This window comes from Parapedobacter luteus, from assembly GCF_900168055.1.
Lineage (GTDB): Bacteria > Bacteroidota > Bacteroidia > Sphingobacteriales > Sphingobacteriaceae > Parapedobacter > Parapedobacter luteus.
On sequence record NZ_FUYS01000003.1, the window covers coordinates 239,655 to 254,737 of the forward strand.

14 protein-coding genes are annotated in these 15,083 nt (G+C 45.9%); 6 read left to right on the top strand and 8 right to left on the bottom strand.

What is annotated here, in order from left to right:
• Positions 1–14: 14 nt before the first annotated feature.
• A complete protein-coding gene (gene rho / locus B5X72_RS07580) occupies positions 15–1,514 on the bottom strand; it encodes a transcription termination factor Rho (RefSeq protein ID WP_079716229.1) in 1,500 nt (499 codons plus the stop codon).
• Positions 1,515–1,938: 424 nt separating this feature from the next.
• Here rho and B5X72_RS07585 point away from each other — a divergent pair, with 424 nt between their 5' ends.
• Together B5X72_RS07585 and B5X72_RS07590 are read left to right on the top strand one after the other, a co-directional pair.
• Positions 1,939–3,561 carry an MFS transporter gene (locus tag B5X72_RS07585; RefSeq protein ID WP_079716230.1) on the top strand — a complete coding sequence of 541 codons (1,623 nt, stop codon included), beginning with the start codon at positions 1,939–1,941 and terminating at the stop codon, positions 3,559–3,561.
• Positions 3,562–3,704: 143 nt separating this feature from the next.
• Positions 3,705–4,559 (top strand): N-acetylglucosamine kinase, encoded by an 855-nt coding sequence (locus B5X72_RS07590; protein ID WP_079716231.1) that lies wholly within the window; start codon positions 3,705–3,707, stop codon positions 4,557–4,559.
• A gap of 117 nt (positions 4,560–4,676) precedes the next feature.
• Here B5X72_RS07590 and B5X72_RS07595 read toward each other — a convergent pair whose 3' ends face one another.
• The 5 genes from B5X72_RS07595 to B5X72_RS07615 form a co-directional block, all read right to left on the bottom strand.
• On the bottom strand, positions 4,677–5,360 hold the full coding sequence (locus B5X72_RS07595) for a metal-dependent hydrolase (RefSeq protein WP_079716233.1): 684 nt from the start codon (positions 5,358–5,360) through the stop codon (positions 4,677–4,679).
• Between the two features lie 33 nt (positions 5,361–5,393).
• On the bottom strand, positions 5,394–5,702 hold the full coding sequence (locus B5X72_RS07600) for a YbaB/EbfC family nucleoid-associated protein (RefSeq protein ID WP_079716235.1): 309 nt from the start codon (positions 5,700–5,702) through the stop codon (positions 5,394–5,396).
• Positions 5,703–5,804: 102 nt separating this feature from the next.
• Positions 5,805–6,272 (bottom strand): DUF4199 domain-containing protein, encoded by a 468-nt coding sequence (locus B5X72_RS07605; RefSeq protein ID WP_079716236.1) that lies wholly within the window; start codon positions 6,270–6,272, stop codon positions 5,805–5,807.
• A 14-nt stretch (positions 6,273–6,286) separates the two neighbouring features.
• Positions 6,287–7,222, bottom strand: a complete 936-nt coding sequence (locus tag B5X72_RS07610) for a hypothetical protein (protein ID WP_139378588.1) — start codon at positions 7,220–7,222, stop codon at positions 6,287–6,289.
• A 152-nt stretch (positions 7,223–7,374) separates the two neighbouring features.
• Complete coding sequence (locus B5X72_RS07615) at positions 7,375–8,190, bottom strand: oxygenase MpaB family protein (RefSeq protein ID WP_079716238.1); 816 nt, start codon at positions 8,188–8,190, stop codon at positions 7,375–7,377.
• 84 nt (positions 8,191–8,274) lie between these two features.
• On the opposite strand from B5X72_RS07615, the gene B5X72_RS07620 reads away from it, so the two are divergent.
• The 4 genes from B5X72_RS07620 to B5X72_RS07635 all read left to right on the top strand — a co-directional run bounded on the left by B5X72_RS07620 (position 8,275) and on the right by B5X72_RS07635 (position 10,936).
• Positions 8,275–8,901, top strand: a complete 627-nt coding sequence (locus tag B5X72_RS07620) for a hypothetical protein (RefSeq protein ID WP_079716239.1) — start codon at positions 8,275–8,277, stop codon at positions 8,899–8,901.
• Positions 8,898–9,197 (top strand): winged helix-turn-helix domain-containing protein, encoded by a 300-nt coding sequence (locus B5X72_RS07625; protein WP_079716240.1) that lies wholly within the window; start codon positions 8,898–8,900, stop codon positions 9,195–9,197. Before B5X72_RS07620 ends, B5X72_RS07625 begins: the two co-directional genes overlap by 4 nt.
• Before the next feature lie 164 nt (positions 9,198–9,361).
• Positions 9,362–9,640 carry a hypothetical protein gene (locus B5X72_RS07630; RefSeq protein WP_200120255.1) on the top strand — a complete coding sequence of 93 codons (279 nt, stop codon included), beginning with the start codon at positions 9,362–9,364 and terminating at the stop codon, positions 9,638–9,640.
• Between the two features lie 51 nt (positions 9,641–9,691).
• The gene (locus B5X72_RS07635) at positions 9,692–10,936 is read left to right on the top strand and encodes a hypothetical protein (RefSeq protein WP_079716242.1); all 1,245 of its coding nucleotides are present in this window, start codon (positions 9,692–9,694) and stop codon (positions 10,934–10,936) included.
• Positions 10,937–11,157: 221 nt separating this feature from the next.
• Here the strand turns inward: B5X72_RS07635 and B5X72_RS07640 are convergent, their stop codons facing one another.
• A complete protein-coding gene (locus tag B5X72_RS07640; protein ID WP_079716243.1) occupies positions 11,158–13,695 on the bottom strand; it encodes a tetratricopeptide repeat protein in 2,538 nt (845 codons plus the stop codon).
• Between the two features lie 305 nt (positions 13,696–14,000).
• On the bottom strand, positions 14,001–15,065 hold the full coding sequence (locus B5X72_RS07645) for an NAD(P)-dependent alcohol dehydrogenase (RefSeq protein WP_079716535.1): 1,065 nt from the start codon (positions 15,063–15,065) through the stop codon (positions 14,001–14,003).
• Positions 15,066–15,083: the final 18 nt, after the last annotated feature.

Genomic DNA, 15,083 nt, shown 5'->3' on the forward strand with positions numbered 1-15,083 from the left:
AGCCATTGAGCTATTTAGCTATTCATACTAATCAAGAACTCTTCATTGGATTTAGTCCCCCGCATTTGAGCCAAGAGGAATTCCATCGCTTCGGTTGAGTTCATATCCGCAAGGTGGTTGCGTAGCACCCATATCCGCTGAAGGGTTTCACGGTCATTAAGCAAGTCGTCCCTACGCGTGCTCGATGCGATAAGATCAATGGCAGGGAATATCCGCTTGTTAGACAGCTTACGATCCAATTGCAGCTCCATGTTGCCGGTACCTTTGAATTCTTCGAAGATAACCTCATCCATCTTGGAGCCGGTATCAATCAGCGCTGTCGCCAATATCGTTAATGATCCGCCATGCTCAATATTACGCGCTGCGCCAAAGAAGCGTTTCGGTTTGTGAAGCGCGTTGGCGTCTACACCACCCGACAGGATTTTTCCAGAAGCTGGCGCCACCGTGTTATAAGCCCGCGCTAAACGGGTGATCGAATCCAGCAAAATAACCACGTCATGCCCACATTCAACCATCCGTTTTGCTTTTTCCAACACAATATTAGCAATTTTCACATGCCTCTCCGCAGGCTCATCGAAGGTGGAGGAGACCACTTCGGCGCGGACACTCCGTGCCATGTCGGTAACTTCCTCGGGACGTTCGTCAATCAAGAGAATAATCAAGTAGACTTCAGGATGGTTTTTAGCGATGGCATTTGCCACATCCTTCAACAACATGGTTTTACCTGTTTTAGGCTGCGCCACAATGAGACCGCGTTGCCCTTTACCAATGGGCGTGAATAAGTCCATGATTCGGGTGGAGTAATTACCCGGTCCCGTAAACAGCTTTAACCGTTCTGTCGGAAATAACGGTGTAAGAAAATCAAACGGTACACGATCACGTACATCTGCCGGGTTTTGCCCGTTAATGGCCTCAACTCTTACCAGTGGAAAATATTTCTCTCCTTCTTTCGGCGGGCGAATGCTCCCCCGCACGGTATCACCTGTTTTTAGTCCAAAAAGTTTAATCTGAGATTGGGAGACATAAATATCGTCAGGCGAAGTCAGGTAATTATAATCCGATGAACGGAGAAAACCATAACCATCTGGCATGATTTCCAACACGCCCTCATTAACGATGACATTATCAAAGTCGAGGCTAGTTGTAGGTCCTTCAATCTTGCTTCCGTTGGCCGGCTTCTGCACCGGAGATTGATCAGTCCGAGATTCACTCGCCACAGGCGCCGCGGTTTCCCGCTCATCGCTTAAGGACTCCTCTTTAGTGCTTCTGACACTTACAGGTTCGGCAGCCTTTACGGTGCGTACCCGTTTCCGCGGCCTGTCATCGGCCTCTTTTTCATCATTGCCCGTACTAACTTCTTCCTTTGCCGCCTTCCTCGCTTCCTCCTCGCCTGTTTCTACAATCTTCCTAACCAACTCTTGCTTTCGAAGTTTATCCGCATCGGGGATGCCAATTAGCCTCGCTATCTCACGTAGCTCGGACACGAGCTTCGCGTTTAATTCATTAATATTCATCAACTATTATTATATAATATAAGGATTTTTTAATAAAAAAGGGTTTTGCTGTTTTACACAGAAATTTATCCACTTTGCCCAGCCACACATCTTTAAATAACAATGATTCAGCATTTTGGTCTTCAGAAATCAAAGATTTTCGATGAAGTGTTAGGATAAATTTTGAGAATACTGCGCAAAGTAAAGGAATACATTTGGATTTTCAAAAAAATATTTTAAAATAAAAAACGCCTATTCCGGGAATAAAATTATCCTGTATGCCGTCCAATTCTTACTAAGCCTATCATTCAAAAGTAACGAGCTGTCTATCAATCAGGTAAAACGATTTATTAAAAGGAACAACGTAAAAATACCGAAAAAGTTTGAATAATTGCCTGTAAAAGCCCTATGTTAGTCAAAATTTTTTGGTTTACCTGTATTTGATATGACTACTGCATCCAATAAAAGCTATGCGTCAGCACTGTATTCGTTGACGATGGTATTTTTCTTTTGGGGATTTTTGGCTGGAGCCAACGGCGTATTTATTCCGTTCTGTAAATCACATTTCGATCTTACCCAATTCGAGTCTCAGTTAATCGATTCATCGTTTTACGGTGCCTATTACATTGGCTCCCTGTTGTTATATCTTTACTCAAGCCGTGTAGGATACGATTTCCTGAATAGAATCGGCTATAAAAAGGGTATCATTTATGGATTATTGATATCGGTGATTGGCGCAGTATGCATGATTCCAGCAGTAAATAGCTCGCAATATATCTTCATATTGATGGCGTTTTTTGTGATTGCTTTGGGATTTTCCCTGCAACAGACCGCAGCAAATCCGTTTGCTGTTGCATTGGGCGATCCAGCTACCGGAGCGCACCGCTTAAGTTTAGCTGGTGGGATTAATTCGTTTGGCACCACGATCGGCCCTATCATTATTACACTGATCCTGTTTGGTACCGTCGTAGCAACACCTGAACAGGTGGCTAATGCGCCCATCAGCTCGATTAATATTTTATATATCATATTGGCCGGTGTATTCTTGTTGGTCGCCGCATTTTTTGCCATCAAGGATATGCCCAGGGTTACTTCTGATGAAGAGCCCGAACACAGCAGTAAACTCACCAGAGCTTTGTTGGCCATTACCGTGTCGCTATTGGCACTGATAATTATCGGCTTCACGCTTCCTGAACACTTCGGACATAACAGCACTTTAGCATTGCTTATCATAGCGCTATTATCGGTGGTGATAATATTATTCTTTTCGAACAGTGCCGCACAAAAGGATGGTAGTGGCTGGGGTGCAATGAAATATCCTCAGCTTACGTTAGGCATGCTGGCAATTTTCGTTTACGTAGGCGTGGAAGTAACCATACAAAGCAATTTAGGCGCTTTATTAAAAACACCCGAATTTGGCGGATACGATGAATCCCAAATTTCGCATTTCATTTCCCTTTACTGGGGAAGTTTAATGATTGGCCGTTGGATGGGAGCGGTCACCGTTTTTAAAATGAGCAAGCGCATGCGTATGTTGTTGAGTGTAGCCGTTCCTTATCTGGCGTTTGGGGTAATTTTGGCTGTAAACCGTATCAGCGGTCGCGATGTGTCTGATTTATACATCTACGCGGTCTGCATTGCTGTGATGATAGGGGCTAATTTCTGGGCGCAGGCAAAACCAGCCAAATTATTGATGGCGTTGGGCATATTGGGGGTAGTAGCCATGCTGATTGGGCTGTATACTGACGGAGAAATAGGAATATTTGCCTTCATCAGCGGAGGGCTCGTCTGCTCCATCATGTGGCCAAGTATTTTTGCGCTAAGTATTACCGGCCTGGGAAAATATACCAGCCAAGGCTCGGCGTTGCTTATCATGATGATTTTAGGCGGTGCTATAATCCCTCCTTTGCAGGGAAGCATTGCCGACGTTTTACATGATATCCACTTATCATATTGGGTACCGGTGGTGTGCTTCGCGTATCTTGCATTCTTTGCCTGGAAAGTCTCGGATATCCTCAAAAAACAAGGACACGACATTGAAAACATCAATACAGAGGGTGGCCATTAGTAAGGCAGCTGCAGGCGGGCGGAAAAAGATTTTCAAATAAGCGGGGCGATAATGTTTTTTTTTTCGGGGAAAACTGTATTTTCGGCGCATATAATTTGGATGGATATCATTAACTAAAACACCAACAAACTAAGACCCAACAAATGATTATTATTGCAGACGGAGGATCAACCAAAACCAATTGGTGCTTGCTGGATAACGCTGGAAAAAAGGTGTATTTCAACACTGAAGGCTATAACCCGTATTTTGTAAATAGTGAGTATATTGTAAATTCACTAAAAAAGGGCCTCCCTAAAGACTTGCCGTATGACCAAATCGCCGAAGTAAATTACTATGGCGCTGGCGTACACAACGAAGAAAAGGCCAGCGTTGTCGTCGAAGCACTTAAACAAGTGTTCGTTAATTCTCATGTGTTTGTCGGGCATGATCTGTTGGCCGCTGCCCGGGCGCTGCTCGGTGATAAAGCGGGATTTGCGGCTATCTTGGGTACAGGTACCAATACCTGTGTATACAATGGCGAGGAAATCATCCATAATATCGATTCGGCAGCTTACATTTTAGGCGATGAAGGCAGTGGTTGTTATATCGGCAAAAAATTGCTTACTGATTACATCCGAGGGTATATGCCCGAAGACGTCCGGGAAATTTTTTGGGAAACCTATAAATTAACCCCCGATGATGTCATGGATGCCGTATATACCAAACCATTAGCCAACCGTTTTTGTGCCAGTTTCAGTAAATTTGTGTATGATGTTACGGTGAATATCAACTATTCGCGCGGCATCGTACAAGTATCCTTTGATGACTTTTTCCGCAATCTGGTGTCTCGCTACCCCGATTATCAAAGCTACACATTTAATTGTATCGGCTCCGTTGGATACAATTTCCGAAATGTACTGGAGGAGACAGCTATCCAATACGGCATGAAGGTGGGCAGAATCGTACGTTCACCGATAGATGACTTAGTGCAGTATCACATCAATAAGTCTGTTCGATAAGCACGAAAGATATCTTAAAACGAAGAAGGCTGAAAATACACAGTGTGGACAGCCTTCTTTGTACAACCACCTTACCCGCCGCAAGCGCAACGCACATAGGTACCGCCGGTAAGGGACCTATAATACGAGCTCATCGCCAATTGCCAATAGGTGCAGATTGAGACCTGCATCCGCGAATTTCTGCTTGGCTGCCTCCCTATCAATGGTAATAGGCGGAAATGTATCGTAGTGAATACCGATGATATTTTTACAGTTAATAAACTGACTGGCTATGATGGCGTCGTCTACATCCATGGTAAAGTGTCCTCCTATTGGCAAAAAGGCCCAGTCAAGTCCTACATGTGCCAGCAGTTTCATCTCCATAGTTAATCCCGTATCCCCCGCAAAATATATTTTCTTTCCACCGCTCTGCAGCACATACCCCGCCGGAACGCCCGCATACTGCCCGTCGGGGGCGATGTTTGTATGTAAAGCATACACCATCTTGACGCTTCCAAACGTGGTCTGGACGGTGCCGCCAAAATTGAACGGAACAATATCCGACTCCGGAATATCCTGACGGCTGGCCCACATAGCTGTTTCCACTACCGCCAACACTTTGGCCCCGCTGTTTTTCTGTATAGCCGCCACATCGGCTACGTGGTCGTCGTGAGCATGGCTTAGGATAATATAGTCGGGTTTCAGACTGTTAATGTCAATGTGGCGCGCATTTGGATTAGGACTGATAAAGGGATCGAACAATGCCGTCGCCCCCTCCAAATGAAGTGCTACACTGGAATGTCCGTAATAAATTGCTTTCATGGCTATTCTCGATTATAAATTCAATAAAATGTACTACGATTGGCCAAACAATCCGCCAAGTCCGCCCAGCATATCCTTGGTCGCGGCTTGCATTTCCGTCTGGCTGATGTTATCAGCTTGCCGCATTGCATGGTTCATGGCTACGGCAAGCAGCTCTTCCAGCTCTTCCTTATTCGCATTGGATAGAAATACCTGATCAATACTCACTTCCGTAACTTCCTTATTCGCCGTTGCAGTTATTTTAATAAGTCCCCCTTCAGCTTCTCCCCTCACGATGATATTATCCAATCGTTTTTTGATCTCCTCGGCTTTCTGCCGGGCTTCCAACAGTTTATCAAACATCTTAATCTAATTTATGGCCCTAAAAATACGGAATCTTATGTAAATATAAATACGGAAGACACCGCGCTTCTAAAGGAAACGAGAATAAGGCAAACTTTGTTTTTATCTTTTCCGTTCTGCGACAACGACAGCAATGACGAAGCATGTAATGACATTGGTCAATGCCGTGGAGACGGTAGTTGTAGACAAGTAAACAGGCAGCGAAAAACGCTCGCTGGCCAGATGACTGTCTACCTCCTTGACCTCAATTGAAAATCGTGTCATATGTTCTAAAAAGGCAGGATTTATCACCACACAGTACACATACCATACCAGGGGACATAAACATGTGGCCACCAAACTGATACCCAACCCTTTTGCAAATACCCTCCGAAAACTCAACCGGCCATTAGGTTGGTCTGCACCGCCCCGTATTCCACGGTACAGGATATAAACCGACGGTACAGCAAAAAAATAAGACAAATACTCGTGGTAGCGGATATACCGATCGTGGAGGCCTACCAACCATTCAATCACCACCCACAAAAAGATGGCTAATGCAAAAAGTATCCCATACTTAATCGTATGCATAATCTCTCTATCGTTTATGATGCCTTTCCCTGCACCCTGAGGTAAACCACACTATTATGCGGCAGGCCCAACGTGGTAGCCGGCGTGACATCCAAAAGGTTTTGAAGATACACATCGATGATACCAGACAATACTCGCCTTCGTGATTCTTCAAATTCAGGCATGACAAAAAATTTACCCAAACGAAGCTTTCCATCGGGACCGACCAACATCGAGAACGTATAGTCGAAATCTTTATATGCTCTGTGGATAACAATATCGTATTCCGGATATAGATACGCATAAGCCGGCGATCGCCCCATCACTTCAAGGCTATCGTACCGCCTGCGCTTGATTTCCAACAATGGGCTTTTGCTCACCAGCTTAGGACAATTCTTAGAAGAGAATGAACTATCCACATTGGCTGGATTGTTGTTGGCTCGTTGTACCATCTTCCGTACAAATAGACTGTCGTACTTACGTGGTTTACGTAGCTCGGCCAAGGGCGTAGCCAGTTGGTTGAGGTAGTCCTTGGAATAAAAGCGCATGTATACGTTCGAACGAATCTTATTTACCTTTAAGCCATCGAGACTGAGGCGCTGGAGCATCATGCTGTCCGGATGCAGATCAATTACCTTCCAGCTCTCGCGCGCGAAATGGAAAAAGGAGTCATGATCATGCGTAATCTGAAAATTGAAGGACGAATCGCTTCCCGGCACATAAATCTGAACAGCATCTTCACGGGTAAATTTGATATGCCATTCCGGTTCTTGCACAAAACCGATAGAATCGTAAGCCAGTCCGTTGTCAAACGAACGCCGCACTTCATAAAAATCGATACCCACGATCGGGACAAAGGACGGTTTTCTTGGATCCTCGTCACCTCTCCCCTCGCCTGAACAACTAAAAAAGCAATAGGATATCAAGATAAAAAAGACATTAATCGTTATTAAACTATTCGTTACTCGCATGGGACGCTAACCTACTACAAATACCAGTAATATCCAATAAATTTTGCTGTTACATTGGCTCATGCACTAATGCGTTGTTGCTTGAACATCAGCAACCAACCACCCGATGCTGGATAATCCGGCGAAATATAACGTACACTCCTGTTAGCGTTTTACGACGATCTGTGAGAATAGCCATCCAGCGCGTTAACCTCCTTTCTGTAAGCTGACGGTAATATTGCATTTTTAAGCCATGATTTTACCCCAATGACCCCGCTGAATTTATATATACCCAGCATCGCAGTTGCAAAAGGACTTTTCCGGAGGCTCAGCAATTCATTTACTTTTTCTGGAACCAAAATTGTTTGGACGTGCTTTAAAATGAGAAACCTAAACCAGCCCAAATGCCGCCGGTATTGTCGGTAAAGATCACCGGTGAACGGACCATTCGTCATGTTTTCGTGCAAGCCTGATGCCCTCATAAGTAACCAATGGTCGTAATCAGCTGGCAATTCCTTAAGTCGCATGCGCGCACCGACCCGTTTAAACACATGGTATATCTCTTCTTTTTCGCTTATGCTTAACTTTCTTTCCAACAGTTCATACGATCGAATTGAATAATCGATCAACATTGACAATACATCTCGATAAGCCCAATCTGGAATATTTTGGCCACGTTTATCTTCCACCTCCTTATGGATGGCAGAAATTTTATCGATGGCACACATCGCATTCTCCTGCTCAGCAAATACAATCTGACGCGCATAGGAAACTGTCGAGAACAGCCGCTTAAGTGGCTCGGAAGGAAGACGTCCCGTGAAATAAAGCCAGTCAACCGCCTTGTTCAGAGCAAACTCTGCTGATGCCCCTGCAAAAATCAGTAGAATGGTATCGCCGTTTCCCCAAATTCTGCGGACTATAGAATCTTTGCTCACAAAATACGTTGTAAGCTTTCCCTGCCTTGCTATCCCCTCAGTTTTATCTTCCATGCCACGGTGATTTCATAAATAAATTTTATGAGTCCTTGCAAATTTAAAAATTCTATTTAACTTTGAAAAAAAAAGTACTTTTAAATGGAAAAGGAAAAGGACTATATTCGGGATATCGCGGAGATCCGCTCCATGATGGAGCGCTCCTCAAAATTTCTGTCACTTTCTGGTTGGGCGGGTGTCATGGCCGGCATTTATGCAATCATAGGTGTCTACATTGCACATAAACTTTTCCATTTCAATCCCGGGGAAACAGCGTATACCTCGACAACGCCAGGAAGTTGGCCGGACAATTTCACGAACGTTTTCAGCCTGGCGCTATCTGTGCTGATACTGGCGATAGGAACGGCTATTTTCTTTTCTTACAATAAAGCAAATAAGCGGAACGAAAAATTGTGGAATCCTACCTCGAGACGATTACTGGTAAACATGGCCATTCCGCTCGTAACAGGCGGAGTGCTGACCTTCATACTAATCTCGAAGGCCTTACTTGACTTGATTGCACCATTCACGCTTCTATTCTATGGCTTAGCGTTGTATAACGCAGGCAAATTCACCTATGGAGAAGTTCGAGTATTGGGTCTTATCGAGATTGGACTTGGTCTGATCGGCGCATACTTCACCGGTACTGGACTGCTATGCTGGGCGATAGGTTTTGGGGTACTTCACATCATTTACGGCATTTACATTCATTACAAGTACGAACAGTGAAAGTATCAATCGACGGATTATATAAAGCGTTCGAAAGCAGAATCAGACTGGGCATCATGTCGGCCTTAGCGGTCAATGATACGCTTGATTTTAATTCACTGAAAGAATTTCTGGGAGTGACCGACGGCAATTTGGCGAGTCATCTCAAAGCACTGGAAAAAGAGGCCTTTATAAGCCTGGAAAAATCATTTGTCGGGAGAAAACCAAACACAAAATATTTCATAACCAAAGAAGGCAAAAAAGCTTTCGATAATCACTTAAGAGCATTAGAACAACTCATCAAATCACAGAAGTAATAAACACAGAAACAGCACCGCGTATTTTTTTACCTACTGACTTTGAAAAGCAAAGCACTTTTAATTCACAACGAAGCTCGACATTTAAAAATTATAATTTTCTCATGGTACAGCAAAAAAAATTAACAACACAGCCAATTCGTGCTACCGCGTTAGCTAAATGTATGTTATGGGGCGCAGGTATTGCGCTAATCCTGATTTCGCTTTTCTTGTTTGCCGCTGGCGATCCAAATCCGGATTGGGGAAAGCTATGGATGGTCCGGCCGCTCCTGATCGTTCCTTCTGCCGGCGCAATGGGCGGTATATTTTATTACGTTATGAACCCCATGCGCTACCGGGGTGGCTGGAAAAAGCTATCAGCGAATCTATTGAGCTTGGTGGTTTATGTCATCGTGCTCTGGCTCGGCACCGTTTTGGGACTGGATGGCACTTGGTGGAATTAAGACGCTACTCAAACAACATCCAAATTAAAAAATGCTTAATAAGATAAACTCATGAAAGACGAAATACTGACCCATCTGAACGACCCCCGGCAACTTGAGAAGTTGTATAGGGCCAATAAGTCTTCATTTAAACAGGCGTTCAATGCACTGCTTCCGCAGCTGAAAGGCAATACACTTGCTGATTACTGGAACGAAAGATTGAACTACGAAAACGAAGAGATTAATCGAGGCACAAACAGCGAGCTTCTATTCGTCATAACGGCCTCTTTGCTTGCCGGAATTATCGCTAAGTTGCCAGCCATTCTAGCAATAGATGAAGAGTTTTTTTATTCCAGAAACATCGGCTTTGTCATTTTTCCGTTGTTAACGACGTATTTTGCATGCAAAAATAAGCCATCGCGGGGCAGCATTCTGTTCCTCGCAGGTGCGAGCATTGCAAGTTTGGTTTTCATCAATTCCTTTCCTGATGTAAACAAGAGCGACACCTTAACGTTAGCGTGTCTTCACCTACCCCTATTGCTATGGTCCTTACTTGGGTTAGCTTTTGTCGGAAAAAAAGAGAATGACAATGAAAAACGGCTTGGCTTTTTAAAATATAACGGCGACCTGATCGTCATGACTACGCTGATCGTTATAGCCGGTGTCGTCCTGACCGGCATAACCATCGGACTCTTCTCCCTGATAGGCTTCCATATAGAGCAATTTTATTTTCAGCATATCGGAGTTGTCGGGCTTGCCGCTGCCCCGATTGTGGCAACTCATCTCACACAAACTAACCCACAGCTGGTCAGTAAGGTTTCCCCCGTAATTGCTAAACTGTTCAGCCCGATAGTCTTGGCAATGCAAATCGCCTATCTTATTGCCATCATTTATTCAGGCAAAAACCCCTATAATGACCGAGAATTTTTGCTCATTTTCAATGTGCTCCTGGTTGGCGTTATGGCTATCATTTTCTTTTCTATCGCAGAAACATCGGGGATGACTAAAAGCCGTGCTGAACTATGGATCCTCTTTTTATTGGCAATTACAACCATCATTGTGAATGGCATTGCGCTTTCTGCTATTTTGTTCCGGATTTCGGAATGGGGAATTACGCCGAATAGAGCTGCGGTCTTAGGTGCCAACGTTCTGATTTTAGCGAACCTCCTATCCGTAGCCGTGCAGCTTTTCAGGGTGCTTTCCAAGAAGGCCAATGTAGCTCAAATTGGAAATGCCATCTCCTTTTACCTGCCTATTTACTGTTTATGGACAATCGTTGTCACCTTCATATTTCCTTTAATATTTGGCTTTAGCTAACAACTGCCTACCAGGCGCAAGCTTTGTCGCACCCGTGGCGAATACCTCGACCGTAGTCTCAGGAACGGCGTTTCGATCCGAAATCATTACGATGTGCTTCATTTTTAAGGTTCATAAGGTTGGTTTTATCTTGTGAACCTTAAAATAAATCCCCAGCATTCGCAGATATTGAATACCTATTGTGCATTGATTTTGGCATGATCGCAGCTAAAAAACTCCCGCTACTTTTTGGTCAATTTCTGTAAACGCTCTTTCGCGGAAGGGACGACGTCATCTTCTTCTTCATAATTTTCGATCACACTTGCCAACGTGCTCTTCGCCTGGAAGTCATCGCCTTTGCCTGCATAGGCATCCGCAAGCAGGATGAAGCTCTTGGCCACCCAATAGTCATGTGACCCCATATTGTTGATTACATCAAACGCCGTTTCCTGGGCTTTGTCGTATTCCTTGTTTTCGTACTGCAGTTGCCCCACGCGGTACCTTGCCTCTGCGCCGACTGCCGTTTGGCTCTTCAGCGCCGCCAGATTCAGTTCCTTCATGGCGGGCTCCACTTTTCCTTGCCGCAGCATGGCCCGCGCACCGTACAAGTGTGCCTTGGCAATGTCCTCCTCAGATGACCGATCGTAATTCTTTATCAACTTCGCATACTTGGCCACCTGCTCCAAGTCACCGATTTGGAAATAACAAATCATCAGGTTAGTTATCGCGTAGCCATAGTTTTCTTTATGCTCAGAAGTGAGCTCCAGTTTTTTGAGGTGAACGATGGCCTCGTTGTATTCCTCTAAGCTCAAGTATAACGCGGCCACGGTCAACAAGGTGTTCTCCGTATATTGGCTCGTCCAGTCGTTCAGGATAATGTTCAAGTCGTGCAGCGCTTCCTTCGGGTACCCGGTACGGTACAAGCTCACCCCGCGGATATAACGGGCATGCTTTTCCTGTATGGGCTTCGGAAATTTATCAAAATATGCATTGATTGCTTCCACAGCCGGTCCGTATTGCCCTCTGGCAAACAAGGAATGGGCCGCCTGGAAAGCCAGGTTATCCTGCTCTGCGGCACTCAGATCACCGATATTGGTGCTGGTCGCGTAATTAATATAACTCGAAGCATCCCCCTGATCCAGGTAGATGTTTTCAATGGAACGCATCGCTTGCCGTGCCTCGTCGGTTGTGGCATGTTCCTCCACCACCTTCTGGAAGGTGGCTTTCGCTGCTTCGGTGTCGTCTTTATTGTACTGGACAAGCCCGATGGTCATCAACGCCCGTGGGACATAGCTGCTGCGGGGGTATTGTTCGATCATCTGCTGCAGCCCTTCGATGGCCGTCTCGTAATCCCCGGCAGTGAAATACGTGTATGGAATCTCAAAGGCCACGTCATCTGCATAGTTCGAACCCGGGAATTGTTCAGCAACGGATCGCAGGGTGCTGAGCTTGGTTTCATTGTCGCCCTGCAATCCATGGATAATACCGCGCTGGAACAACGCATAGTCCTCATTGGGAGCCTCGCTGTTGATCAGCTGGTCATAATATTGGTTGGCTCGGCCGTAATCGCGCATGGACAAATACGAATCGCCCAAACGTGCGATGACGTCATGACGTACATCTTCCTCCATCGAACTTCCCTCGCTAGCCAAAAAACGTTCAAAATAATCGGCAGCCACGCCAAAGCTGTTGCTGCGGAACGCCGCATAAGCCAAGGCATAGTTCGCATAACTGTATACATCGGTGTTTCGCGCTGCGGGCAACTGGAGGAACCGGGAAAAGTTTTCCACCGCCTCCCTGTACTTGCGCACCTCATACATCGCCTCCGCTTTCCAATACGTGGCCAATGCCGCCATTTCCGCATCGATCGGAAATTTTTCCGATCGCATGAACATGGATATGCTGTTTTCGAAAGCGCGCTCGTTATAAAACTCCAGTCCGCGGTAATACGTTACCTTTTGATAAGCCATATCGGCTTTCCGCTCCCTGTTGTTGAACGATTCCAGCATATTTACCGCTGCGTGAAAATTGCTCGTGCCCAACAAGATCTCCGCCAACAGTGTTTCCGGATTCTCTGTGTTACTTGCATCCGGATTACTATCCCCATATTGCTGAGCGATATATTCCTGGGCGACTTTCAGGGCTATCTGGGCGGAATCCAATTCATATAAGATTTTGGCATAGTTAAACAGCCCATCCGCTTTCAACGCCTGATCAAAATCCAGTCTGGACGCTTTGACAAATGCACTCCGTGCACGTTGCTTATCACCGGTTTCCAGGGCAATATGGCCTAAAGCGATTATCGAGCTCTGATAAAAGGCATCCGAAGCCGCCAACTTCTCCAGAATAGCGGTTGCTCTTTCGTATTCGCCTGCTTGGTAGGCCAGGAAACCGATCCGGTAATTATCGATATTGCTGCGTGAAGCGTCCGGATGCCGTTCCAGCAACCTACCGTAATAAGCTTGTTTGAATTCATTCTTTGCAAAATACGTGGCCGCGGCGATCTGGCGCAGCTCGACCTCAAGCGCTTCCCGGTCGATACGCATATCGGGACTCCGGCGGATCTTTACGGCATCGGCCAGCATCGGCCGGTAATCACGTACAACATCGATGGAGTCCATAAGCGTAGGTTGCCTTTCGTCCCGCCGCTCACTGGATTGCCGTATATCTTCCTGCTGTTCCTCCTTTTCTTGTGCATACCCCATAGCCAGCAAGGCTGAAAAGACCCCGGTAAGCAGGTATTTCAGGTAGCTATAGCCGTTCCTTTCCTTCAATATCATTGTTCGTCCGTATTCCTGAGCTTTTCCAAATGTTCCTCCGCCAAGGGAATGATATGGCAATCTTCCCCTAATTAGCCACACCCAAAACTAAAAAATTCCGATCACAATTACATAAATCGTCAGCAAAAAGTGAACACTAAAAGGCTACTTTTTTGACTTTGACTTTAAAACAAAGCTGCGTTGCCCGGGCGATCGCCGTGTCCGATCATGTGGTTCACCGTTTCAATGGATACGCCTTTATCCAGCGTAACCTTGGTAGGGGTCTGTCTAAGCAAACAGCCTTCCCGAGGAGCTTTCTCTTGGATTTAAGCATCTTTCAGTGACATCATATCGATAACGAAGCGATATTTCACATCGCCTTTTAACATACGCTCGTAGGCTTGATTTATTTCCTGGATATTGATAATCTCCACATCCGAGGTAATCTGATGCTCGCCACAGAAGTCCAACATCTCCTGTGTTTCGGCGATACCGCCGATCATCGAACCGGCGAAGTTCTTTCTCCCCGGGATCAATGAGAATGCAGCTACCGGTAGCGGCTTCTCAGGAGCGCCGACCAATGCTAACGTCCCATCTGTCTTCACATGATGCAGGTAAGCATTGATATCGTGATCTGCCGACACGGCGTCTAAAACAAAGTCCAGCTTACGCGATAGCTTCATCTGTTCGATATCCGTCGACAGAACCACTTCGTCCGCCCCTAACCGCAGCGCGTCTGCTTTCTTTCTTTCAGACGTTGTAAACACGGTAACGTGGGCGCCCATCGCGTGGGCAAGTTTGATAGCCATGTGGCCCAATCCGCCGATTCCAACGACTCCGATCTTTTTGCCGGGGCCGACCTTCCAATGACGTAATGGCGAGTAGGTGGTAATGCCCGCACACAGTAGCGGCGCTGCTGCGGCAGGGTCCAGATTTTCGGGTATACGCAACACAAAATTCTCATCAACCACTACGCGCTCCGAATATCCTCCGAATGTCTGTATGCTGAGATGCTTGTCCGGCGAGTTGTAGGTCTGGATGTTTCCGGCTTCGCAATACTGCTCCAGGCCTTGCTTACAGTGCTCACAGTCCTGGCAGGAATCTACCATGCAGCCCACACCTACCATATCGCCCACTTTGAACTTATCGACATGCGCACCGACGCTGATGACTCTTCCGATTATTTCATGCCCGGGGACACAGGGATACACCGTTCCGTGCCACTCGTTGCGGGCAGTGTGCAGGTCGGAATGACATACCCCACAATATAAAATATCTATCTCCACATCACGTGGGGTAGGTGTGCGACGCTCAATGGTCAAAGGCTGTAAAGGAGCCGAGGCCTCCCGTGTACCGAAGGCTTTAGCCGCCGTTGTTAATGTTTCTGACATATTCATCTCGTTTTTGAT